Source organism: Paenibacillus sp. 8b26 (assembly GCF_050626875.1).
Taxonomy (GTDB): Bacteria; Bacillota; Bacilli; order Paenibacillales; family Paenibacillaceae; genus Paenibacillus.
The window spans coordinates 2,429,483-2,454,217 of sequence record NZ_CP192445.1; the positions used below are offsets into that span (position 1 = coordinate 2,429,483).

21 protein-coding genes are annotated in these 24,735 nt (G+C 46.9%); 8 read left to right on the top strand and 13 right to left on the bottom strand.

Annotated features, from left to right (window positions below; genetic code table 11):
- Positions 1-95: 95 nt before the first annotated feature.
- The 6 genes from ACQ4MX_RS11010 to ACQ4MX_RS11035 all read right to left on the bottom strand — a co-directional run bounded on the left by ACQ4MX_RS11010 (position 96) and on the right by ACQ4MX_RS11035 (position 5,159).
- Positions 96-1,103, bottom strand: a complete 1,008-nt coding sequence (locus ACQ4MX_RS11010) for an AI-2E family transporter (RefSeq protein ID WP_431090575.1) — start codon at positions 1,101-1,103, stop codon at positions 96-98.
- Between the two features lie 56 nt (positions 1,104-1,159).
- Positions 1,160-1,576, bottom strand: a complete 417-nt coding sequence (psiE, locus tag ACQ4MX_RS11015; protein WP_431090576.1) for a phosphate-starvation-inducible protein PsiE — start codon at positions 1,574-1,576, stop codon at positions 1,160-1,162.
- Positions 1,577-1,662: 86 nt separating this feature from the next.
- A complete protein-coding gene (locus tag ACQ4MX_RS11020; protein WP_431090577.1) occupies positions 1,663-2,157 on the bottom strand; it encodes a DedA family protein in 495 nt (164 codons plus the stop codon).
- A gap of 6 nt (positions 2,158-2,163) precedes the next feature.
- Positions 2,164-2,688 (bottom strand): CDP-diacylglycerol--serine O-phosphatidyltransferase, encoded by a 525-nt coding sequence (pssA, locus tag ACQ4MX_RS11025; RefSeq protein WP_044645397.1) that lies wholly within the window; start codon positions 2,686-2,688, stop codon positions 2,164-2,166.
- Between the two features lie 24 nt (positions 2,689-2,712).
- Entirely contained in the window at positions 2,713-4,482 is a 1,770-nt protein-coding gene (locus tag ACQ4MX_RS11030; protein ID WP_431090578.1) for a sensor histidine kinase, read from the bottom strand.
- Entirely contained in the window at positions 4,479-5,159 is a 681-nt protein-coding gene (locus ACQ4MX_RS11035) for a response regulator transcription factor (protein WP_431090579.1), read from the bottom strand. The genes ACQ4MX_RS11030 and ACQ4MX_RS11035 overlap by 4 nt, the downstream gene beginning before the upstream one ends.
- 195 nt (positions 5,160-5,354) lie before the next feature.
- Between ACQ4MX_RS11035 and ACQ4MX_RS11040 the strand changes: the two genes are divergently transcribed.
- Both ACQ4MX_RS11040 and ACQ4MX_RS11045 read left to right on the top strand, forming a co-directional pair.
- Positions 5,355-6,698, top strand: a complete 1,344-nt coding sequence (locus ACQ4MX_RS11040) for a glycoside hydrolase family 30 protein (RefSeq protein WP_431090580.1) — start codon at positions 5,355-5,357, stop codon at positions 6,696-6,698.
- A gap of 155 nt (positions 6,699-6,853) precedes the next feature.
- Positions 6,854-7,243 (top strand): winged helix-turn-helix transcriptional regulator, encoded by a 390-nt coding sequence (locus tag ACQ4MX_RS11045; RefSeq protein ID WP_014279676.1) that lies wholly within the window; start codon positions 6,854-6,856, stop codon positions 7,241-7,243.
- 75 nt (positions 7,244-7,318) lie between these two features.
- On the opposite strand, the gene ACQ4MX_RS11050 is transcribed toward ACQ4MX_RS11045, so the two are convergent.
- Complete coding sequence (locus tag ACQ4MX_RS11050) at positions 7,319-7,786, bottom strand: Lrp/AsnC family transcriptional regulator (protein ID WP_192512300.1); 468 nt, start codon at positions 7,784-7,786, stop codon at positions 7,319-7,321.
- Between the two features lie 168 nt (positions 7,787-7,954).
- Between ACQ4MX_RS11050 and ACQ4MX_RS11055 the strand changes: the two genes are divergently transcribed.
- Together ACQ4MX_RS11055 and ACQ4MX_RS11060 are read left to right on the top strand one after the other, a co-directional pair.
- On the top strand, positions 7,955-8,152 hold the full coding sequence (locus ACQ4MX_RS11055) for a hypothetical protein (RefSeq protein ID WP_431090581.1): 198 nt from the start codon (positions 7,955-7,957) through the stop codon (positions 8,150-8,152).
- On the top strand, positions 8,149-9,669 hold the full coding sequence (locus ACQ4MX_RS11060) for an MFS transporter (RefSeq protein ID WP_431090582.1): 1,521 nt from the start codon (positions 8,149-8,151) through the stop codon (positions 9,667-9,669). Before ACQ4MX_RS11055 ends, ACQ4MX_RS11060 begins: the two co-directional genes overlap by 4 nt.
- A gap of 406 nt (positions 9,670-10,075) precedes the next feature.
- On the opposite strand, the gene ACQ4MX_RS11065 is transcribed toward ACQ4MX_RS11060, so the two are convergent.
- Positions 10,076-10,567, bottom strand: a complete 492-nt coding sequence (locus ACQ4MX_RS11065; protein ID WP_014279672.1) for a phenolic acid decarboxylase — start codon at positions 10,565-10,567, stop codon at positions 10,076-10,078.
- Between the two features lie 167 nt (positions 10,568-10,734).
- On the opposite strand from ACQ4MX_RS11065, the gene ACQ4MX_RS11070 reads away from it, so the two are divergent.
- A complete protein-coding gene (locus tag ACQ4MX_RS11070; RefSeq protein ID WP_431090583.1) occupies positions 10,735-11,283 on the top strand; it encodes a PadR family transcriptional regulator in 549 nt (182 codons plus the stop codon).
- A 98-nt stretch (positions 11,284-11,381) separates the two neighbouring features.
- On the opposite strand, the gene ACQ4MX_RS11075 is transcribed toward ACQ4MX_RS11070, so the two are convergent.
- The 3 genes from ACQ4MX_RS11075 to ACQ4MX_RS11085 are packed head-to-tail and all read right to left on the bottom strand — an operon-like array spanning position 11,382 to position 15,398.
- A complete protein-coding gene (locus tag ACQ4MX_RS11075) occupies positions 11,382-12,581 on the bottom strand; it encodes a Ger(x)C family spore germination protein (protein ID WP_431090584.1) in 1,200 nt (399 codons plus the stop codon).
- Entirely contained in the window at positions 12,578-13,669 is a 1,092-nt protein-coding gene (locus ACQ4MX_RS11080; protein WP_431090585.1) for a GerAB/ArcD/ProY family transporter, read from the bottom strand. Before ACQ4MX_RS11080 ends, ACQ4MX_RS11075 begins: the two co-directional genes overlap by 4 nt.
- 28 nt (positions 13,670-13,697) lie before the next feature.
- Positions 13,698-15,398, bottom strand: a complete 1,701-nt coding sequence (locus ACQ4MX_RS11085) for a spore germination protein (RefSeq protein WP_431090586.1) — start codon at positions 15,396-15,398, stop codon at positions 13,698-13,700.
- Positions 15,399-15,710: 312 nt separating this feature from the next.
- Between ACQ4MX_RS11085 and ACQ4MX_RS11090 the strand changes: the two genes are divergently transcribed.
- The 3 genes from ACQ4MX_RS11090 (at position 15,711) to ACQ4MX_RS11100 (ending at position 21,824) form a co-directional block, all read left to right on the top strand.
- A complete protein-coding gene (locus ACQ4MX_RS11090; RefSeq protein WP_431090587.1) occupies positions 15,711-16,052 on the top strand; it encodes a phage tail protein in 342 nt (113 codons plus the stop codon).
- Positions 16,053-16,099: 47 nt separating this feature from the next.
- The gene (locus ACQ4MX_RS11095; RefSeq protein ID WP_431090588.1) at positions 16,100-19,999 is read left to right on the top strand and encodes an immunoglobulin-like domain-containing protein; all 3,900 of its coding nucleotides are present in this window, start codon (positions 16,100-16,102) and stop codon (positions 19,997-19,999) included.
- Between the two features lie 553 nt (positions 20,000-20,552).
- Positions 20,553-21,824, top strand: coding sequence for an exosporium glycoprotein BclB-related protein (locus tag ACQ4MX_RS11100; RefSeq protein ID WP_431090589.1), 1,272 nt, complete (start codon positions 20,553-20,555; stop codon positions 21,822-21,824).
- Between the two features lie 57 nt (positions 21,825-21,881).
- Here the strand turns inward: ACQ4MX_RS11100 and nirD are convergent, their stop codons facing one another.
- Complete coding sequence (gene nirD, locus ACQ4MX_RS11105) at positions 21,882-22,202, bottom strand: nitrite reductase small subunit NirD (protein WP_044645354.1); 321 nt, start codon at positions 22,200-22,202, stop codon at positions 21,882-21,884.
- 42 nt (positions 22,203-22,244) lie between these two features.
- Complete coding sequence (gene nirB / locus ACQ4MX_RS11110) at positions 22,245-24,674, bottom strand: nitrite reductase large subunit NirB (protein WP_431090591.1); 2,430 nt, start codon at positions 24,672-24,674, stop codon at positions 22,245-22,247.
- Between the last annotated feature and the right edge of the window lie 61 nt (positions 24,675-24,735).

Below are 24,735 nucleotides of genomic sequence, written 5' to 3' on the forward strand. Positions count from 1 at the left end.
CGTTTCCTTATTTAACTGGCAACATCTTTATACTCAGTGTACTACAGATAACCCAGAATTAAAAAATGCCTGCGGCTTCGCAGGCATTCGTCAAATCAGGTATCCTTCTCTTGCTTGCGTTTTATCCCAATCAGATCGAGGAAGAAAACAAACAACGGAATACCTACAATCAAGCCCCAAATTCCAATCAGATGTTCAGAGAAAATAAGTACGACAAAGGTAAAGAAGATCGGTAAATTCGTTTTGGAAGACATCAGCTTCGGATTCAGGAAATAGGCTTCAATGGCATGTATCACCACAATCAGAATAACCAGATAAATGACATATTGAATGCCGCCGACACTGAAAGCAATCAGACCGAGCGGCGCCAGCGAGATAAACACACCTGCCACCGGGACCAATCCCAGCACGAATATGATGAGCGCAAGACCCAGCAGATTAGGAAAGCCCATAATCCAGAGCGCAATCGTGGTCAAGATACAGTTAATCAGTGAAATCAGCAGTTGAGCCTCCAGCACCTTCCCGAACGTGTCCAGGAACATACGACCAAAATGGCCCACTTCCTTGAAAAACCAACCCAGCTTGCTATCCACAAACGTTGCTGTAAAGCGTGTAATATAGGATTTTTCCATCAGGAAGAATAAGCTCAAAATAATCGAGACCAGCAGTTGTGTCCCCAATTGACTGACCTTCATCACTGCATTCAAGCCCGGCTCAAATAGCCGCTGGACATTCAACGTATCCATAAACTCAATGATGGTTTCATTCCATTGATTACGATCAGGATACATATATGCTTGCTGAATCATGAGATACACCTGCTTGACCTGTACAATGATTAGCGGCACCATTCGGTAAACGCCCCACACCATAATCAGGATTAGCAGCCCATACACCAGTAGCAGCACGACCATTGACGGCACATTGACAAACCGCTTGACCAGCTTATTCACTCCGTTATAGATACTACCAATCAAGATCGTAAGCAGCAGTGTTAACAACATAATATTCATCATGCTTCTTAACATAAACAACAGCAAAACGATTATCGCAAGGACGGCTACCCGCCTGACGCCCGCATGATTCATCCAGTTTCTTACCATTCGTCTTTATTCCCTCTTTCCCACTTGACTGTCAACCTTGTAATCTGTCCTAACGATCAGCTTTCTCTTTTTAACAATTTACTGTTAGCGATCAATAGAGAACCTACCATGACCAGAATGGCAATGGACCACCAAAATGTATTCTTGGCATCATCGTGATCTACAATAATGAGCCTGATGACAGCCGTAATGCCAATATAGATGAAATAACGTAAAGGAAAATGGAAATTGGTTTTAAAGTACTTAACAATTAATGCAATGAACTCAAAATACAAGAAAAATACAAGCAACTCTTCCGTGAATTCGTAGTAATTCTTATCCGACTCTGCAGACAAGAAAACATAGGAAAAGATGGACCATGTTTCTTTTAGCAGCAAGAAGCTTAAAATCAGTCCGACCAGAAACAACGAGATATTCAGGATCATTTGCAGAAAACCAGGTAATTTTTCAATATGCTTCATAAAAGCGTTCACTACAGATCCCCTCACTGGTTGTACAGTTTCTTTATTATATTATCGACGGAATACATGAAAAATGCTACATTACTTTTGGTGTAACCTTATTGAAAGTGTATATTCGCTCCGGTAATATAACCAATCGAGATAAAAACAAGGGTCCATACGAGAGAACCTGCGCTTGCGACCAGCATATATTTTCGAACAGGCATTGCGCTAATTCCAGACAAGTAGCTTGTCACATGCCTGACACCCGGAATGAAATAACCGACCAGAATGGTCCACAGCCCGAAGCGTGCAAACCACCCCTTCACCCTTGCAAACCGTTTCGGTGTCAGCCCGACCCACTTGCCGTGCTTATCCACTAACGGCTGTCCCAGCTTTTTGCCGAGCATGTAGCTGATCATCATACCTGTCATCGCCCCGATAAAGCTGACCAGCACAGACATTGAATAATTCAGTACCATGATGGAGGACAGATAGCCGACAAAGATCATAATAATTTCATCTGGAACCGGAAGGCCGATAATCCCGAGAGCAAGAAGTGCAAAAATAGAAATGTACCCATAATGTGTAATCATGCTCATAGCCCATTCCATAGGGTGCTACCTCCTGATCGGTTTTTTTTTGAAGGACGGGAACGGAATACGGCTAATCATCAGGAAAGACAGCACTACCATGAGCCCAAGCAATAATTCGGGTCGCAAATGCTCACTCCATAAAAACATAAACGACAAAATAACACCCGCAGCCGTAATTGGCATACCTACGAAGCCTGTACTAAAAGCCATCAGATTGAATCTTGCCAGCCTTACTGCACCGCATATCACAAACAAAACAGCCACAAGCGGCCCCATCCAATGTGTACCTCCCAGCTGGTAGAACAAGGTCAAGAAAGCAGGGGCAACGCCAAATGAGACCACATCCGCCAGCGAATCGAGCTGCTTGCCAAAATCACTGGAGCAATGCAGCAGCCTTGCCAGCAAACCGTCTAGCACATCCCACAAAGCAGCCACCATAATCAGAATAAAAGCGGTCGTATATTGTTCATGAATCGTGTAAAACAGGGATAGTACCCCTGCCCCCAGATTTGCCATCGTGCATAGTGAGGGCAACCAATTCCATTTCATACTGCTTGACTCCTTTGCCATAGCTTAACCTCCAAATATGACGACAAAACGAACGCCATCCCTGGTATTCTCCGCCATATAGCGAAAATCGTGCAAATCCAAAATCCGTTTGACGATCGACAGTCCCAGTCCCGTTCCCCCTGTCTGACGGCTGCGTGAAAGCTCGGCCCGGTAAAACCGTTCCCAAATTTGCTCCAGCTGATCGTCGGGAATCGTTTCTCCTTTATTTTCAATGGAAAAGGTATTGATTTCCCCGGAGCCTTCGATACGGATCGTAATCGAGCTTCCTTCCTCGGCATGCCGGATGGCATTGATGACGAAGTTGAAAATCACCTGCTCTAGCCATCCGGCATCGGCATGAATCGGCAGCTCATTAGCAGGGATAATGACCGCTTCCAGATGCCTTTCCTTTAGCAGATGGAACAGCTTGTCCACGACTTCCTCCACCAGCTCGCTCAGTATAAAGGTCGTTTTGCGAAGCTTGAGGGTGCCGGATTCCAGCTTGGCGAGGTCCAGCATATCCTTGACCAGTCGATCCATTTTGTCCGCTTCCTCCACAATCACCTTGATATAGTGGTCCTGCTTCCCGGCACTAACGCCATCCTGTAGCCCTTCGGCGAAGCCTTTAACAATACTAAGCGGGGTCTTCAGCTCATGAGAGGCGTTGGCAAAAAAGTCCTGCTGCACAGCCTCCATCCTCTGTTTCTGCTCCATATCCTCAACCAGTTGCTGGTTAGCCTCCTGAAGCTCGCGCAAAGCGGTGTCCAGGTTCTGGGACAAGGTATACATGCTGTAGGACAGGCTGCCCAGCTCATCATTTTGCCGAATCGGTGTATGGGCTGTAAAATCGAGCTTTGCCATCCGCTTGGCGGTTTTGTTCAATGCGATGAGCGGACGGGTCACCATTCGGGAATAGAACAAGGACAAAATAAGAATCAGTACAAAACCCCCGATGCCCAGGTACAGATAGAACCAGCGCAGAGCTTCATTCGTCTCGCTGATTTCCTGCAACGATGTCACTGTGAACAGCAGGTCGATCTCTCCGGTGCTTTGTCGCACAGGATAGACAATGACCGCATTACGTACACCTGTCCAAGGCTCCTTCCACTCTTCCTCCAGCACTTCAAAATTCTTGAGCTTCTCCAAATGGGTCTGCGACAAAGGAAACCATTCCTCCAAAGCACTAAACAGCAGTCCTTGCCGCTGGCTCCAGGTTTTCAGATCCGGCAGCACAATTTCTGTCACCGTACCGGACAACCTTACACTACCCTCTGTGCTCGACTCTTCCGAGGTCGTTCCTATATGTTTGGAGCCAGGCTTCTGAATGCCTGTCGGATAAATTAAATTGGCAGAAGAGATGCCGTCGGTTTCCAACACTTCACCTTCAACGGTTAATGAGTCGCCCGACTGAATCCGGGCTGCCCTCAGTTCATCTCCAAATTGGCTCATAAACAGAGACAACGATATTTTAACGATCTGCCCGTCTGCTTTTCGGAGATTGATATGGAACGGGTCATCCAGCTTTACTTTGCCGTCCAGCGTGACAATCGCCAACTGGTTCTTATTCTGAAGCATAAAGCGAGCTGCCTCTCGCGAAACCCTGCCCGATCCCCAAGCCTCCTTGACATAACTTTGACCGAAGCTTTGCAAACGGCTTTCCACACGCCCGATCTTCTGTTGCTGATAAAAATTTTCAAAAAACAGCAATTGACTTAAAATCACCATGCCGTAAAAACAAAGAAAAAATACAACGGTCATAATGAACAACTTAAAGGTAACTCCCCGTTTGTTCATTCTTCCTCCTCAAACCTGTAGCCTGTACCAAAAACGGTCCGGATATGGCGTGATTCACGGCCCAGCTTGCTTCTCAGCTTTTTGATATGCGTGTCCACGACCCGCGTGTCTCCTTCAAAGTCGATCCCCCACACCCGGCTAAGTATCGCATCCCGTGAAATGACCATACCTTTGTTATGTATAAGCAACCGCAGCAGCTCATACTCCTTGGGCGTCAGCTCGACTTCCGCCTGATCTACCTCAAGCCGATGAGCCATCGTATTGAGAATGGCCGTGCCGAACCGCAGGACATGCGACTCAGGCAGCACATGGCCATCCACCCGTTTCATCAGCGCGTTCGCGCGGGCGATCAGCACCTTGGGACTAAAAGGCTTGGTAACGTAGTCATCTGCTCCCAGCTCAAAGCCCAATATTTTATCATCATCACCAGATTTGGCGGTCAGCAAAATGATCGGCACACCGGAACGGCTGCGAACCTGACGGCATACCTCCCAACCATCCAGCTCCGGCATCATAATATCGAGTATGATCAGGTCGGGCTGCACCGAATCAAACCAGATTAGCGCATCTTTTCCATTGCCTGCTTCATAGACTTCCCAATTATTCTGCTTAAAATAATCCGCAATGACTTCACGGATACGTATTTCATCCTCCACGAGAAGAACCCTTTTATTCAATCGACTTCCCTCTTTCGGTCATTCTAGGACATCAGCATACCAAAGACATGTGTTCTTTATGTGTTCTTGGCAACTCTTATCAGCAGAATCCACCTTGGATTAGGGCAAATTTGTCTTGGCTCAGACCATCTCATCTCTTATGATCCTACCCTATAATAAGAAGAGATACAAAAAGCGTTAACAGGAGGGTAATATATGAGCAATCAGACCATTCAGTGGTTTTCCACTTCCAAAGCTAAAGCTTGGCAATCCCGATCTCATCATCCTAGCGAAACCCAAGAGCCTGCCAACCTGACCATTACAGGCGAAACGTATCAGCTTGTCGAAGGCTTTGGCGGCTGTTTTAATGAACTGGGCTATGTAGCCTTGAACCATTTGGAGAGCGACGAACGGGAGCAGGTGCTTCATTCTCTCTTCCACCCGGAGGGCGAACACAAATTCACGATTTGCCGACTCCCTATTGGAGCCAGTGACTACGCGCTGGAATGGTACAGTCATAATGAAACGGATGGCGACGTGGAGATGAAGCATTATTCCATCGAGCGGGATCAGCAGTATCTCATTCCTTTCATTCGGGAAGCGCTGCAACTTAACCCGGACTTGAAGCTGTTCGCTTCACCCTGGAGCCCGCCGACATGGATGAAATCGCCCAAGGCTTACAATTACGGCACATTGCGCTGGGAAAAAAATATTTTGAAAGCGTATGCATTATACTTCGTCAAATTTGTGCAGGCTTACCGCGAGGCAGGCATTACGATTCATCAGGTCCATGTTCAAAATGAAGTCATTGCCGATCAAAAATTCCCTTCCTGTGTATGGACCGGAGAACAGCTGCGTGAATTTATTCGAGACTACTTGGGCCCTGCCTTCGAGGAACACGGACTGGATACGGAAATTTGGCTGGGTACCATTAATGCCCCCGATCCGTGGGAAGAATTGATGAAGAAGACTTCGACCGGATTCGATGAATATGCCCATACCGTACTGAGTGACCCGGAGGCCTACAAATATATTAAAGGCGTGGGCTATCAGTGGGCAGGCAAAAATGCCATCCAACGCACCGTAGCCAGCTATCCCGAGCTTCGTTATATGCAGACAGAAAATGAATGCGGGAACGGAGAAAATTCGTGGGACTACGCCAAATATGTATATAACCTGTACCAGCACTACTTCACCAATGGCGTGAATGCTTATATTTACTGGAACATGGTTTTGGAGCCGAAAGGCAAGAGCACATGGGGATGGGAGCAAAATTCGATGATCACCGTTGATCCGGCGGATCGTAAGCGTACCCTGAACCCGGAATATTACGTGATGAAGCACTTTTCTCATTTTGTATTGCCAGGTGCGAGACGCATTGGACTCCATGGATCATGGACGGGGAATGCCGTCGCTTTCCGCAATGCTGACGGACAAACGATAGTGGTCATTGCCAATCCATTCCACGAATCGCGTGTGCTGAATCTGTCCGCTGGAGAGGATACGCATCATTTCGAGTTGGAGCCGGAATCATTTAACACCATCGTCATTCCTTCTTAACCGTCGTAGCTTTCCCAAACGCTCACAAATCATTACTCGTCACTGTCCGGTCCATCCGTATCCAAAAGTATGGTTAGTTTCCAAAATGGATGTATCCCCTTTTGCGTATAGTAGCCATAAATAGTATACTTGGAGTCACTACGGACAGGAGGTCGATGAACATCACTACTGTAAAAGACCGGATTGATTTGAAGCTGATTAATTGTGATAAGGAATTGACCCTCGCCGTCATTGGCGGGAAATGGAAGCTGATTATTTTATGGCATCTCGGCTTGGAAGGCACCAAGCGGTTCGGTGAACTGAAAAAGCTGATCCCCCATATCACGCAAAAAATGCTGACCAACCAGCTGCGCGAGCTGGAGGAGGATAAACTCATTCTTCGTAAGGTCTATCCTGTCGTTCCTCCGCATGTGGAATACTCACTGACCGAGCATGGCGAAAGCCTGATTCCGGTACTGAGAGCGATGTATGATTGGGGATCAAACTATCGCGAGAACGTGATTTGGAAAGAAGAAGAAGCGATTCAGGATGTAACACCCGTTTAATCAGCTTAACTATATATTTTCATGATGAAGACACCCCCGGGGATACCGATATCCGGGGGTGTCTTTTTTTCATTCTTAATCTTTTTCTGAATGAGCAGCTCCACTTGCTTCTTCCAGAGAATGAATGAGAAGTCTATGATCGATCGGTGACGACATGACAATCAGGCTCGTGTAGGTTCCATACTTATCGCACTGGTTACTAAACTCTTCTAGGGTGCGCGTCGAGTTGGTCACTACTTTTAATAAATAACTGTGATCTCCGCTTATACGGTGGCACTCGGCAACATGTGGAGATGTATGGACAAAATCAAGAAATGCATGGCAATCTCTAGTCCGAAACAATATATAGGCTGCCGTATCCTTTCCTATCTTTTCAGGAGAGATGATAGTGCGATACTCCTTGATAACCCCTTTTTCTTCCATTCGTTTAACTCGTTCTGTTACAGCAGGTTGGGACAAACCCACGCATTTCCCTAGCTCCGTCATTGAAATTCTTGCCTGACTTTGAAGATAAAAGAGGATTTGTTTGTCTACATGATCCACTTTGAATGCTCTCCTTTAAATTTAACGTTTTTATGAGAAATTCATTTAATTACTTTGTATAATCATCATAATGGATTGATTGCGTTATGTAAAATGAATGATTTATATTATATAATAAAACTCACATCGATAAGGCAAAACATGAAAAGATAGAAAGGATGGCTGCCCTTGAGTAAATACGTTTTAAATAAGGTAGGAACAGTAGCAGATTTAGAAGTACATATTGAAGAGGCTATTGATCGTACAATTGACGAAAAAAGACTGGTTGGTGCTGGTGTACAAGTTGCGCTTAATGAGGCGCAATATTATAGTTGCGTTGCCGGATGTCCAGACCGTGAACAAAAGTCTGGGGGGACCTCTCAGTGAGCCTATCCTTCTCCCGCAAAAATATAATTGCACTGGCCGCTATATGTTTGTCCGCATTGATGTTCGGCCTCGAAATTTCCAGTGTGCCAGTGATACTGCCAACTCTGGAAAAAGTATTGCATGGCGATCTTAAAGATATGCAATGGATTATGAACGCTTACACCATTGCATGTGCCACAGTTCTGATGGCTGTTGGAACGCTGGCTGACCGGTATGGAAGGAGGCGTATTTTTACTATCAGCCTCGTCTTGTTCGGTATTACATCCTTGATTTGTGGCTTGGCGCAAAGCACATCGGTTCTGATCATCAGTCGGTTTCTCCAAGGGGTGGGTGCTGGTGCGATGCAGATTTGCCAGATAGCAATTCTTTCACATCGGTTTCAGGAAGGACAAGAACGCAGCAAAGCCTTTGGCATATGGGGGATCGTGTTCGGTATCGGCCTCGGTTTTGGACCTATCATCGGCGGCATGATCGTGGCCGTGTTGAACTGGCATTGGGTTTTCCTGGTCCACGTTCCGTTAACCATCCTCACTTTGATTCTTGTTTTCGGTGGCATAGAGGAGTCCAGAGATCCGCAGGTGAAAAAGCTGGACATTATCGGCATCATCACGCTTTCGTTGACAGTTTTTGGCCTTGCATACTTTATCACGCAAGGGCCGGAACTCGGCTTTACCAGCAGAGCATCCATCAGCATCCTTGTTGCAGTAGCAGTAAGTTTCATTGTTTTTCTATTTGCCGAAAAGCTCAGCGCCCATCCGATGTTTGACTTTTCCGTATTCAAGATACGTAATTTCTCCGGCGCTCTCCTTGGCTCCATCGGCATGAACTTCAGTTTTTGGCCGTTCATGATCTATCTGCCGATCTATTTCCAGAGTGGCCTGGGTTACGGCATCGTAGCCGCCGGGCTGTCTCTCTTGGCTTATGCGCTGCCCACCTTGGTAATTCCGCCTCTGGCAGAGCGTTTTTCGCTCCGCTATCAGCCGCGCGTAGTCATTCCATCAGGTCTGTTCATCCTCGGTATGGGCTTCATTTTGATGAAATATGGCAGCGGCAGCGATCACGCCAGTTGGTTGACCATGCTCCCTGGCTCCTTGTTGGCTGGTATTGGGCTTGGCTTAACCAACACGCCTGTGACCAACACGACCACCGGCTCTGTTCCGAGTGCCCGTGCAGGCATGGCTTCTGGTATAGATATGAGTGCCAGATTGATCACTTTAGCCATCAACATCGCTGTGATGGGATTCATCTTGCAGGAAGGTATTCTGTCTTATTTGAAGGGTGCCCTTTCCGGGACTCTCAATGCAGTGCAATTGCGGTCTGTAGCCGAAAAAATAGCCGCCGGAAATACTGTATCTCTCAAGCAGAGTTTGCCAGAACTCTCCTCTCTGGATGCGTCTGGAGCCATCGTCCATGCAGCGCTTGTGCACGGCTTTGGCTTGATAATGCTCTACGGCGGTATTGGTGTCTGGGTTCTAGCCGCGATCAGTTTTATGATTTTTGGACCTAAGAGAGCATAAAGACAATCCCCGGGATAAGGATATCCGGGGTTCTCTTTTTTTCAATATAAAGGACTATCGGCAAGATAATAAAAGAGACGGATGCAAGTATCCGCTTTCATGAGTATTAAAAGTCGGTTTTCGTTACTCATCCTCATTTTAAGCCCTTGTTTGTGATTTAAGGCAGAGCTGGCTCTGTCCGCCTTATCCGACCTGACCACCCACGTGAACCTGCAAAGTCTCTCTCCTGCAACGCCCATCGTAAAACCACGGATTAGCCGTTCTTATCTGATCGAGCATGGTCTGGTCTACTATTCATTCTAAATCCCGCTCACAGATTAATCCCTACCCTCTCTCCAATCAACACAAAAAAGCCTGAGACTGCTTATCACAGACCCAGGCTTTACACCCATCAGCAAATGTTTGATTATGCTTGCAGCTTACCTGCACGAATATCGTCTGTCATACCTGCGTATGGCGCTTGAGAAATCAATTTTTCGTTGTTTACACCCGCATTTTCAATGAATGTAATATCTGCAAATTCAGGGACAACATATTTAGGATAGGTTTCGTATTTTTCACGCGATTCTTCCATCAGTGGAATAAAATCGTTCTGATAGCGTACAGTGATTTCGGGATGCTCATGAACCCATTTAGGGAAGAAAATAATGCCGTGCATCCGTTTTTCCTCTGGCATAAAGTTCAGGGAAACGTCCGTACCTGTCGGTTCAGTCCAAGATACTTTGTACACATTCTCCACCAGCTTCACCAGGTTGACCTTCTGGTCACGAACCCAACGTCCGCCTACCATGCCGCTATGAATGCGATAGTCGATGGTATCTTCATTTTTAATATATATTTCGTATTCCCAACCATTCTCGTAGGTGTAGATCATGTGACTGCCGATAAACTTGTCCATCTTGCATCCTTCTTTCTGTATTATGAGTTTTCATGAATTTGAACATCATGCTGAAAATAATAAGTATTGAATTTTAAACATGTAAACTCAAACATGTTTTTGATTACATATAAATTGTAGCACTGTGATATACTAATGTCAAATACCGCATTGCGAGGAGAGCTACGTTGAAACGTATATTAAAATATGCCATTTTAGGCCTGGTCCACAAACAGGAAATGAGCGGCTACGATATAACAAGCCAATTCAAGAAGGAAATCGGACAATTTTGGAGTGCCAAGCACAGTCAGATTTATCCTGAGCTCAAAAGGCTAACCGAAGAAGAGTTAATTGAATATCGCACCTCCATTACAGGAGCCAAGCTGGAAAAGAAACTGTACTGCATCACACCCAAGGGAACCCAAGAGCTGACCGAGTGGCTGTTGAGCCCCAAAGAGCTGCCGGAAACGGAAAAGGATGAGTTTATGCTCATGCTGTATTTCTCAGGCACCCTCCCCAAGGAAGAGAACAAGCGGCTGTTCGAGGATCAGATCGCCAAACGTAAAGAGAAGCTGGAGTATTTGTACGAAAGCAAAAAATCCCTCCAACTGCTGGACAAGAACCTCCAGGTTCCAGGCTCTCATCAATTTGGGCATTATTTGGTACTGAGTCGTGCTATCAATCGGGAAGAAAGTTATATTACATGGCTGAAAGAAACGCTGTCCCTGTTTGAATAGTCTTTTAGGAGAAAGCGATAAGAAGTATTAAAAAACCTTCAACGCCACGTAGATTCGTGGTATTGAAGGTTTTTCATAATACGTGCAAACTAAATACTTTAATCTGCCGTCGTATTGGAAGATCCATAATCCTCAATGTGAATATCCGTACTGAATTTTACCGGAATCGTGCTAAAGGTCGTGTCCCAATTCGCTTTGACCTTGCGCCATACTTTAGGATGCTGAATCCGCAGGGCTTCTCCGAAACCTCCAACTTCCACCCGCAGCTTATGCATTTTGGCTACGGTTTGTTCTGCTAATGAGTTGACTTTCTCCTGAAAGATACTCTCTTCTCGTCCGAGCAGCCGGTTATTGCCCAAATCTTCATTCGGATTAAAATTTTCCGAAATGCGTCCCTCTGAAGTCATTCTCACGCGGAAAGATATATCATCCCCCTGAACCATGGCCTTGATGCTGCTTTTCACTGATTTGATCTCATATGCCATATTTTTGCCAGTTTTGGGATTGATACTTTTCAGAAGACCTCCTTTCAGTTCGCCTTTGATCCACGTGAGTCCTTCCACCTCAGACTCATTCAGAAAACCACCGTATGTTTGCGTCTTTCCCCTGATGATTCCCGCACCCGCCAGCTTGATTTCACTTTCCGTCGTAATGACATTAGGCAATAAAAAGCTGCTGTTCGCTTTCATGGGTCCGATCACTTTAGCCAATGACATGGGCTTTAACATCCGTGAATTTCGTTTACGGTTTACGAAAATATCCTTTAATATAAAGGCCGGGGTCTGGCCGGGGATTTTCTCCTGAAGTGCATCACCTGCCGTGCCCGTACTGATCAGCAATTGAACGCTGGGTCGGATGTCATTATCCCTTAAAAAAAAGTCCAGCAACTCATACAACGGAACCTTACGAAGCAGACTGGAGCTGATAATGACCGTCTTCAAATGAAATCCGATAGGAGGACGATTGGTTCGTAATGAAATTTCCCTCAGCATCTCAAAGACGGAATCACCGGTTTCCGTAATGTTGAAAAATTTTTTAATTTGCGAAGGAGAGTTTCCTGAACTTTTGTTTTCCTCTGGCACTACGAATTGAAATGTCCCTTTAATTAACTCTTTCTTCGGATAATCTCCTCCTTTCCGATTGATTTGCTCTTCCTGCGAAGATTGTTCCGCTACATCCATAGCAATGCCTGTCTCCAGATTTAAATCCTCCACCGGAGAGCTGCTCCAGCAACCTGAAAGTGTACTGCATATCAGGAGAGCCGCCATTCCGAGTAATCCTAACCGGACTTTTTTCATGACCGCCCCCCCCTCCAGCGAGAAATAAGCAACAGCGGCAGTGGAAGCAATACGAATAAAAAGATAGCTGCATTCCCAAGGATCGTTCCTAATGAAAACAACTCGTTAAGGTTTTGGGGAATTTGAGATAGGATGTAAATGACCGGGAGCAGAATAAACAAAATCTTGGCATAAGAGCCATTCAAAATTTGAGAAGCCCCCAGCGAAGCGCAGTAAAATGCGATACTGAATGTGGCAAAAATTTGCATAATCCAGATCGACAATAATAGGGATTCGAAGCGTTCAAATACCAGATACTCCACTTCAAAGCTGCGAGCTAAATCCAGAAAAGGCCAGGTTCTGGTCATGACCCCTTCCACCGAAAAAGCGCCAATGCACAGGATCAACGCAGCTATATAAAAAACGGCCGCTATTCCAATCGCCAGACCGATCACCCTGGTTGCTTTCTCTGGTTTTTCCATGCGACAAAGAATGATAAGCATGCACTCAGTCCCCGTAAAAGTAAGCGTTGTAGTTTTCAGTGCTTTAAATACTGGCATCACCCCCTCCGACAAGACAGGACGCAAATTATTCAATTCAAAAACATTCAATCCCAGCAAGCATATCAACAAAAAAATAGACGCCGTAATCGGGAAAATGATTTGGCATATTTTGCCAAGTGCTCCAATGCCCCCCATGCACAGATACAGAGAGATCCACATAAAAGGTGCTGAAATCGCCCATGCCGGTGTCCCTTCAAGCAGGAAGAACGCTGTTACTTCCTCTACAGATCGAATTTCGAATCCGGCTATACAAACAAAGTAGATGACTAACAGCACGCCAATAACTTTGCCAGCGGCTTTACCTATGATCCGCTGTACATACTGGTAAAAGGTATTTTCCGGAAATCGTTGACTTAGTTTAACAATAATCCATCCGGACAGGAATACGATCCCCCCTGCCAAAAAAATGGATATCCACACGTCTGGCGACCTTGAATCCTCTACCATGACCCGGGGAAGCGTAAGCAACCCGGCGGCCAGCATAAAAGAAACAATAATTACTGTCGTCTGTAACGTTGTAATTTTATCTGCCTTTTCTTTTCCCACGGCCGTTCGGCCCCCTTCATTGTCGAAATCAGTCTTTGCGCTTGGGGTCTTTATGCTTCAATAGAATGGGTCTGTTTCTCATAAACTGGAGCGGTGCCCGTATGAAGTAATCCTTCCAGTCCCTCAACGAACGGGGAGCCGTTAGACTAAGGAACGGTACGCCGAAGCTTTTTAACTTCGCCATATGAATACTCAACATCAGAAAAAACATGATCACCCCATACAAACCGAAGATGGCCGCCGTGAACATAACCGCAAAACGAAGAACACGCATGGAAATCCCGGCGCTGTATACAGGTGTTGCAAAAGAAGAAATCGCTGTAACTGCTACCACAATGACGAGAATCGGACTTACAATCCCCGCATTGACCGCTGCCTGTCCAATAATAAGACCGCCGACAATGCCCATGGCCGGACCAATGGGTTTAGGCAGCCGTAGGCCTGCCTCACGTAAAATTTCGATGGAGATTTCCATAATCAGGACTTCAATCAGCGTAGAAAAAGGGACCCCCTGTCTCGCACTAATAATGGAAATGACCAGCTTGGTCGGAATCAGACCGGGATGAAATGAGATAAAGGAAATATAGAGAGCCGGTGCGAACAAAGATATTGAGGTTGCCATGAAGCGGAGAAATCGAATAAGCGACCCTGGTATCCATCGTTCGTAGTAATCTTCGGGAGACTGAAGCATCATCCCGTACGTTACAGGCATAAGGAGCGCAAAAGGAGTACCATCCAGCAGAATCGCTACACGCCCCTCCAGCAAAGCGGCCATGACCCGGTCCGGTCTCTCCGTATTCTGAATCTGCACAAACGGGCTAAGAAAGTTATCCTCTATAAGCTGCTCCACATAGCCCGACTCCAGCACTTCATCCATATCAATGGTTTTTATCCGGCGCTTTACCTCATCTACAAGCTCAGAATCAGCGATATCTCTGAAATACACCACCATTAGCTGCTTCTCCACTCGTTTGCCGACTTTGAAGGACGACATAGCCAGTTCCGTACTTTCTCCATGTCTGCGCAGCATCGCCGTATTGTCGCTGAGTGTCTCCGTAAAACCGACTCGCGGTCCTCGCAGCACCGACTCTGATATTGGATCTTCCACCCCCCGGGTATTTCCCTTGGGTGTACCGAGAACAAAAGCGCCCGGCATGCCCTGAATCATGAGTATGACAGAACCGAATAGCACCTTTTGCAAAGAAAATTGAACATCCAGCGTGTACTGTGTCTCTGATACCAGCATGACCTGACGAATAATCATATCCCGAAGCAATTCTCCCCTCGGAAGATCATCGCTCTCTAGCCCGGAGCTTCCCCAATCCATCAGCGGCTTTAAAATGTTCTGGTCCATACCAACCTTGTCCGTTAATCCATCCACAAAAAAAAGTGTGCCTACAGCATTCAGATTTTCCAGAAAAATCGACCGTTCGTTCACATCCGCCATATCCGCCGCTGCTTGTCTGATTTTGGTTAAATTGACGTCATAGTCTTCGGTAAAGCTCTCCCTTTCCTTCTCTTCTTCACTTGCAGACAGATTACGATCTGATTGCTCCGAACGGTCTTGTTCTTCCAGAAGCTTCAATCGCTCCATACGTCTGCTCTCTCGGCCATCCAGCGCTTTAATTTGTCGTACCGTCAGAAAAATAATCAAAGGTACAATGAACAAAAAGAAGGCTTCTATCCACACGGCCCACTTGGGTACATGAGTTCCGATTGCCTGCCACACGTCCATTCCTCCTTCACTTCCATCCGATTTGTATATATATTTACCGAAATTAGAAAAAAGATGCACGAGTATCGACCCGCATCTCATCATCAGATGCACATTTGAGACATAACAAGGGAGATTCCCTTCAAGGAATACTTATTTGGTGGAATAAAATTCTCGTCTAATAAAAGGAATAAAACGGTTAATTTGATAGGTGTCTAGCGATGCCAAAAACCCAAATCCATGATAGTATCATTTCATTCCATGACTAATGTCACGAATTTGTTGAATTCGTTGTCTATTATTCGAATTTGAAAAGGGGTTGTAGGTATGAAGAAGCACTTTTGGAAGAAAGCCGCTGTATTGAGTTTGTTAGCGGTCATTTTGGTAGGAGGAACGGCGGTAAGTCCCAAGCAGGCACAAGCAGCAGATATGCCTTACCTCGGAGAAATTACGATGTATCCTTACACTTTCGCTCCCAGGGGATGGTTAAAATGCGAAGGTCAGATCTTGAGTATTCAGCAGAATACAGCGTTATTCTCTCTGCTAGGCACTAATTTCGGTGGCAATGGAACAACCACCTTTGCTTTACCTGACCTGCGCGGAGCCTCCCCGATGCCGAATGTGGACTACTACATTTCAACTCAAGGTACATTCCCACCTCGTGACTAATGAGTGTGCAAAGCGCTATGCTATTTTTCTAAAGAAGAGGTGATCGCGTGCTCGAAGGCAATAACTTCACACGCAACAAAATAAAACCCTATCGTTTGCTGATTCCACTGCTGCCCATTATCGGCGGTGCGGTTCTGCTCATAGGGACGAATGAAGCCCATGCTGCTGGCTCGGAAAATGTAGTACTCAACAAACCCGTAACATCAAGCGGCTACAGCCAACCCTATGGCCCCGCCAGAGCAGTGGACGGCTCCTATGAGCCGACAAGCCGCTGGTATCAAGCCAGCAACGGTGAAAAATGGCTTCAGGTGAATCTGGGAGACTGGTATATCGTGGATCGTTACGGTGTAGCAGGTATGGGGATCATGAATGGCTGGCAGGATCAGCGTGATCCTTACAGTTTCCGACTGCAAACGAGCAGTGATGGAACGAATTGGGTTACCTCCGATACTGTTCAAAATAATGCTGACGCTCATTTTAGCAGAAGCATTTCCCCGGTGACTGCACGATACTTGCGTCTGTATATTGATCAAGGAAATGCGAGAAACAACCAATGGGCTTCTGTCATGGAATTTGAAGCTTATGGAGAAAGATTGCCCGTTCCACAGGCTCCAGGTCATTTTACAGGAACCAAAAAAGGAAATACGGTGGAATTAAGCTGGGATGCTGTTCCTTATGCGACTTCATACAAGGTCATCCGAAATGGTGTCACCTTGTATACAGGACCCTTAACCCAATTCACAGATTCTTCGCCATTACCTCCCGGTGCAGCTCTTTACAGCCTTCAGGCTGTGAATGTTAAGGGCGAAAGTGCTCCCGTAGAGGTCACGGTGAATATTCTGACCGATGCCGATTATGTTGCACAGGCTAAAGCTGCACTGGCTCCTGGCTTTGCATCAGGAGATTCGGCTGCTACGGTATCACAACGGCTGACACTGCCGCTGACCGGATTGAACGATACAACGGTAAGCTGGAGTTCGGATACCCCTGATGTCATCACCAATGAGGGGGCTGTCACACGCCCGCGCTACGATTCGGGTGATCGGAAAGTAAAGCTGACCGCGACGATTACAAAGGGAACCACTTCGGATACCCAAACTTTTGACGTTACCGTATTGAAGGTAGCTGCACAAAATACACTGGATCAGGCAGCAGATAGCCTGTCACTGGGCGATTTGTCTGCGGTGAAAGAAAATTTGTCTCTTCCTCTGTCCGGCTATGGTGGTGTCCAGATCGAATGGTCCTCTGCCAATCCACTTGTTATCGCACCAGATGGAACACTTAGCAGACCCTCCTATATTGATGGAAATACAGATGTTACCCTGACGGCTGTCCTGCATCTCGAAGGCTTAACGAAAACAAAGAATTTCACTGCACATGTGCTCAGTCTGCCGATGAACGATATTGAAGCCGTAAACGCAGCTTACGCGGCACTTGATGTACCTGTAACCACCGTAACCGGGGACGTATATTTGCCGAAAGAAGGCTTGAACGGTGTTGAGGTATCGTGGACTTCGAATCACCCCGAGTTCCTGGATCACAACGGTCATGTCACGTTCCCGAGCTATGTACAGGGCGATCAAACCATTACGCTGGAAGCTGTTCTGACAAGAGGCGGAGTTGAACTTCGAAAAACATTCAGCCTGCTCGTGCCCGCACTGCCCGTAAGTGCTGATGAAGCAGTGAATTTGGCAGCAAATACCCTGAAACTGGATTACCCACAGGGGATTAAGGATTCCATCACTTTGCCCAATACAGGAGCATTCGACACACGTATTGATTGGTCTTCGGATCAACCGGATGTTCTCAGCAGTACGGGTCAAGTAAATCGGCCGAAGTTTATAGACGGTGATGTGAATGTACAATTAAAGGCCACTATATCCAAAGGTTCAGCCTCCGTACAAAGATCATTCATGATCACGGTATTGAAGGCGTTGCCGAATACGCCCTATGTACGTTTGAACGGCAACAACCCGATCATACTGGAAGCTGGCAGTAGCTTCACCGATCCGGGAGCCAGCGTACTGGACAGCGTGTACGGTAATGTTCTGGTACCTGAACTAACAGGTATCGGCAACGTGGATACGAATACGCCCGGTGTATACGTATTGAACTATGCTTATAGCGATCATTCAGGTTGGTCGGCTGAGCCAGCCGAACGCCACATAAACGTGCTGCCCCGTACTATTGAAGCCGCAGCAGGCAATGACGCTACCGCCTCGGTGATCGTTACAGGCGCTTGGCCGGGCGCACGGCTTGAGCTGTACAATGCCCAGCAGGAGCTGATTGCGCAAGGAACCGCTTCTGGAGAAGGGAAATATGTATTTACACCTGTTCCTGAAGGAGTCAGCTACTACGTGCTACAGATCGTGAATGGTATGGAAAGTGCTCCCTCCAAATTAGTGTATGCACAGGGATTAACCGCCCAACGTGTAGCCGATTCCATCACAAGCCTGGCTGCACCTGCCGCCAGTGATACCCTGCTCAAGCTACCTGCTGTGCCCGAGGGCTTCCGTCTGACCATCAGCGGCACTAGCCAGCCGGATATGATTCGCACAGATGGGGCTATCTTCCCAGCAGCAACCCAAACGGCGGTTACTGTGATACTGGAGGTCACCAAGGTAAGCGATGGTTCTCATGCCTTGACACAGCAAATCGAAGTAACCGTTCCCGCAAAGGTCATTGTGGACACTGGCAATTCTAATAAAAAAGACGAGGACCATAACAACGCTGTTATACAAAAGCAGCCTGGATTTTCTGAACAAGGAAAAGCAGTCATCATCCATATTCCTTCTACTGCATTTCTGGACGGACAAATCAATCAGGCCCGTTTGGAAGGCAAGGCTTACGCGGATATTTATCTGGAGCAGGAAAAGAATATTAGTCAGGTTATTCTTCCCCTTTCTTCGCTGAATAAATGGGATACCATCGGAGCCTCGGTCATATCTCAATATGGAACACTAATGCTATCCAGTCATACCTTAACCGACATGGCCTCGGGTCAGCAGGACGTTACGTTGTCATTCCAGCAGGCAGATGCACAACATGCACAGCAAATACGCGATTGGGCCGGACAACAATCCAATCTGGAGCTGATCGGTGCGTCTGTAGAGATCGAGGCTAACGTTACAGGCACATCGCATATCGTTCTGCCACTGGATGCCGAATCCATCCGTGAATTGCAGGGCAAGGAACCCCAGTTTTCTATTCTCGTTATTCATGACAATGGAGAGCATGAGATTCTGAAAGGTACGGCAGTGAGGGATTCCAAAGGAAATCTGTCGGCTGTGGGTTTCGATACGACCCGGTTTAGTACCTTTGCGATTGCTGTCTCTACTGATACAAAGTCTCCATCCGATAATACAAACGCGCAGGACAGCACAACAAATTCAGCGGATTCGAAAGGCACAGCTCCGGTATGGCCGGATGCCCAAGGCCATTGGGCGGCGAAGTCCCTGCAATCGCTGGCAGACAAAGGCTGGATGCAAGGCTACAAAGATGGCAACATGCGTCCGGAGGGTGCGGTAAGCCGTGCAGAATTTGTATCCATACTAACCAGAGCGTTGGGAACCAATGGAGATGAGAGTGTGCCTACCTCATTTACAGATATGAAAGGGCACTGGGCTGCATCAGCCGTGGATGCCGCTCATCGTCAGGGATGGATCGAAGGGTTAAATGCTGAGACATTCGCCCCCGATGAACGTCTTACCCGTGAACAGGCGATGGTGATATTGTCACATGCGATGGCGGATAAGGCATCGGCTTTAGGCACGGTCACATTGCAATCCTATAAGGATGAGCAGCAGATCGCTTCCTGGGCTTCCTCAGCCTTCGAAAAGGCTGTTTCCTCAGGTTGGATCAGCGGATATCCTGATGGAACGCTCAAACCAAAGGCAGCCATTAGCAGAGGCGAGATGGCTGAACTACTGGTACGTATTTTCAAATAAGACTGATTAAGTACCCAATGGATTTAGATATATTAGTGGAGTGTAAGCAAAACAGCGCGGTTTCCGAGTTATTCGGAGACCGCGCTTTGTTTATGAATGATATGGACTAACCTTGCGTATCAATTAAGATTTTAGATTGACGCTTGTCTGAAATTAAAAGCTCCAAACACAGCAGTTGGCTCAATAAGGGCTCCTTCCTCAAGAGACACGGAGTCAGGAAGCTTATGCGCCTGATGCGCTTCAATCCGCCATCAGTCAGGCCACTGGTCAACGTTATTGTCTCACTAAAGAAGGAGCATCCGAAAGTTCACATTGAGGTCACAACTGTTCCGCAATTAACGAATATTTTATACAGCGTTACAAGTTAGAAGCCCGGTTTGGAAATACAGAAAATCGATATTAAAGCTCATGTACAAGCCTCCAATAATAATTCTTGTGTGGTGATTCACCCTTTTCGCTTCAGTAAATATATTGTTAATATCTGCAAAACGGGGGCGATGATCCACTTGTCACCTCTACAGTAGGGAGAAATGTGAGGAGGAGATAATTGAACATGAAACACAGAAAACCGTTCAGGTTCAGTGGTGCTTCAAAAAAAGAAGAGGATTGCAAACCACCTAAAGTTAGCAGAGAAATGGAAGAACTTCTCAAGCTGATTCAGGAATTAATCGCGATCATCCCGCTGGTTTTCGCTAATCCCTCTGCAGCTAATGTATCTTCATTGCAACAGATTTTACGCCGGTTATTAGCTCTGGCGAGTACCTTAAAACTTAAAGGCTCCGTTAAAGCAGATTTACTGGCGGCGTTGGAACTGGCTATCGTAGCGTCGGAAGCCACCCCTTTCTCTCCGATCGGCGTTGGAACCACATTGCAACAACTACTGGATATCTTGTTGTCTATCATTTTGCAGGAATCCATTGACCCTGCCCTTAAAGACAGTTTGATCAGTGCTATCAGAAGTGCCGGGACGGCTATCAGTATTGCATTGGGAGGCAGGTCAGGCACACCCGGGCTACAAGGGCCTGCCGGACCTGTTGGGCCGGGTGGTGCGCCAGGTCCTGTCGGTGGACCAGGACCTGTGGGTGCGGCAGGACCACAAGGTCCAGTTGGACCTGCTGGGCCTGTCGGGGCTGCCGGACCTGTTGGAGCCGCCGGCCCTATCGGCGCCGCTGGGCCAGTAGGAGCCGCCGGGGCTGCTGGAGCTACAGGCGCAGCAGGACCTGCCGGGGGTGCTACCGGGACCACGGGCGCAGCGGGGGTCGCTGGGGCTACAGGAGCTACAGGCGTTACTGGAGCCACGGGTTCGGGAGCGATCATTCCGTTTGCTTCTGGCGGACCTGCGATTTTGACAACCATTGCTGGTGGTTTGGTGGGCACTGCCAGTTTAATCGGCTTCGGAAGCTCGGCAACAGGCATTAGCCTTGTGGGTGGAACCGTAGACCTGACCGGTACGCTTGTCGGTCCACCGATCAACTTTGCTTTCTCCGTTCCACGGGATGGCGTCATTACATCGATTGCCGGATATTTTAGTACAACGGCCGCGCTTGCTCTAGTAGCTTCATCCTCAACGATTACTGCCCAGTTGTTCAGTTCGCCTACACCTAACAATACCTTTACAGCGGTTCCTGGAGCCGCAGTTACTCTGGCACCACCACTCACAGGCATCGTTGCCCTGGGTACAATTTCCAGTGGTATCACAACAGGATTAGCAATACCGGTAACTGCACAAACTCGTCTGCTTCTGGTCTTCTCCGCGACTGCTACGGGAGTTTCTCTTGTGAATACCGTTGTGGGTTATGCGAGCGCAGGCATTACCATTACCTGATCCAAGACGAAAAAGGCTCAGCAGGACTTGTTCCTGCCGAGCCTTTTCTTATTTGCATTAAAGTGATATTTTCACTTCTTCTCCATCTTCCCGAATGGTGAATGTTTTAATTTGTCCGTGATCAGGCTCTTGAACGATACCCGTCTCCAAATCAATCTTCCAATCACATAGCGGATCATAAATGTAATGACCAGATACCATCGCTTCGGTAAGCGGCCCTCCTTTGGGATGCGGGCTGGAATTTTCAACAGCGTAAAGCTTGTTCTCCGAAGTGCGAAAAACGGCGATTTCGTTATCATCCAACCGGATAGTCCGCCCAATTCTATTTGGGAAATCCTTACTGTTACCGACGATAAGCCACTCAGCATGCTTGATCATTCGCTTGATTGCTCCCTTCTTAAGGCATTATTTAAAAAGCATTCACACAACAGATGGTGTAACTACTTCAAATAAATTTTTGCGTGAATCGGCATCGTTGATGATCTTTTTCCAGGGATCTTCAACCTGCTGGAGTGCAAATTCGATCCGTTCTACTAAAGCTTTGCGATGATCTACATCGTGAACGACAGCCTTCCGTATCTCTTCAAGGCCGGTCCGTTCGACCCATTCCGAAGTACGTTCCAGATATTGGCCTGTTTCCCGGTACAGTTGCATCACGCTTCCCACAATATCAATTAATTCATCGTCCGTCTTCACTTTACAGAGCGAATCAGCCAACCGCGCTTTTATACCGCCGTTTCCACCGATAAAAATCTCCCAGCCTCCATCATTGCCTACAATCCCGATATCCTTCGTACACGATTCCGCACAGTTGCGGGGACACCCGTTGACCGCTAATTTAAATTTTGCCGGAAAATCCAATCTTTCAAATTTCCGTTCCAGCAACTCTCCCATTCCCATAGAATCCTGTGTGCCAAAACGGCAAAATTGCGATCCAACACAGGTTTTAACTGTACGAAGAGATTTCGCGTAGGCATATCCCGACGGCATATCGAGTTCTTCCCATACTTTAGGCAAATCCTCTTTACGGACACCAATCAAATCTAGCCGCTGTCCTCCTGTTACTTTAACAACTTTAACGTTGTATTTAAGAGAAACATCAGCTATTTTCTTCAAATCCTCTGGAGTTGTTACACCGCCGTACATTCTTGGAACAACTGTAAACGTTCCATCTTTTTGAATGTTCGCGTGCAACCGCTCGTTGACGAAACGGGAATCTTCCTCATTTTCATAGGTATCCGGGTTAATCATACCCAAGTAATAATTCAGCGCCGGGCGGCATTTGGAACATCCTTCATCATTATGCCAACCCAGTACATTCATAACTTCACGCGTTGTCGTCAGCCCTTTGGTTTTGATTGCTTCCACAATCTCGTCCCGGCTCAATGTTGTGCAGCCACATATTCCTTGCTTGGCTGACGTCTTGAAGCTGTCTCCAAGAACATACTGCAGAATTTGCTCAACGACAGGCTTACATCCTCCACAGGAACGAGTTGCTCCGGTACATGCCTTAATTTCATCAACTGTGGTCAGTCCATTTTCATTAATTGCATCCACAATCGTCTTTTTAGTTACACCGTTACAGCCACAGACAATTTCATCATCAGCCATCGTTTCAGCGGATAATGATTTCGCCCCGTCCTTGCTGCATCCAGTACCCATGAGCTGTCCATATATCTCATCTGTCATCAACGTTTGCTGCCGTACATATTTCTGAAGACTGGCAGATTCGCTCACATCTCCGAACAGCACAGTTCCAACAATCTTGTTTTCACGAAGCAGTACTTTTTTGTAAGTGCGCTTCCACTCATCCTTTGCTACAATCACCGTATGCTCAGGAGCAGTTATGAATTCGCCAGCCGAGAAAACATCCACCCCTGAAATTTTGAGCTTGGTGGAAACCACTGATCCCGCATAGCCTTCGGTATCCGCACCTGCCAAATGTTTGGCAATTACACTTCCCTGTTCAAACAGCGGGGCAACCAGACCGTAACAGAGCCCGCGGTGCTCAGCACACTCCCCTACAGCATATACATCTGGCATGGAAGTCTTCATCAAATCATCGACTACAATTCCACGGTTCGTTTCTATACCACTTTGCACAGCCACTTGAATGTTAGGCTTGATCCCGACGGCCATAACTAGCAAATCTGCTTCCAACTCGCTTCCGTCTGAAAACCGCAATCCTTGTACCCGATCTTGACCGTACACCTCCGAAGTTTGCATTTGCATAGCAAACTTGATTCCCTGGCGTTCTAGTTCTGCTTTCAGCATCGCAGAGGCTTCCCGGTCCAGCTGACGCTCCATCAAATCCTCCATCAAATGAACGACCGTTACGTCCATACCGAGATTGACCAAGCCTTTAGCTGCTTCCAGTCCCAACAGCCCTCCACCGATAACTGCTGCCTTTTTATAGGTTTTCGCCGCCTCAAGCATTGCCGAGCAATCGGCAATATCTCGGAAGCCGATGACTCCCGGCAAATCTTTTCCCGGAATAGGCAAAATAAACGATTGGGAGCCGGTGGCCACCAAAGCTACATCGTAATCAATTTCCAGTCCGTCCTCAGTATGAATCCTCTTTCTTTCTCCGTCGATGCTCCGTACCATTTTCCCAGTATATAAAGTAATACCTTGATCCTTGTACCATTGCAAATCGTTCAGTATGATATCCTCAATGGTCTTACTACCCTCCAAAACATAAGAGAGCATAATCCTGTTATAGTTCGGATGTGGCTCACTTCCAAGGACCGTAATTTCATATTTATCCGTTAATTTTAAAATCTGTTCGACCGTATTGATACCAGCCATACCATTACCTATAACAACAAGCTTCTGTTTACTGTTTATCATATACCGGTTCCTCCATTCATTCGACGACATTTTCTACCGACGACATCTCCTACGTTCCTAA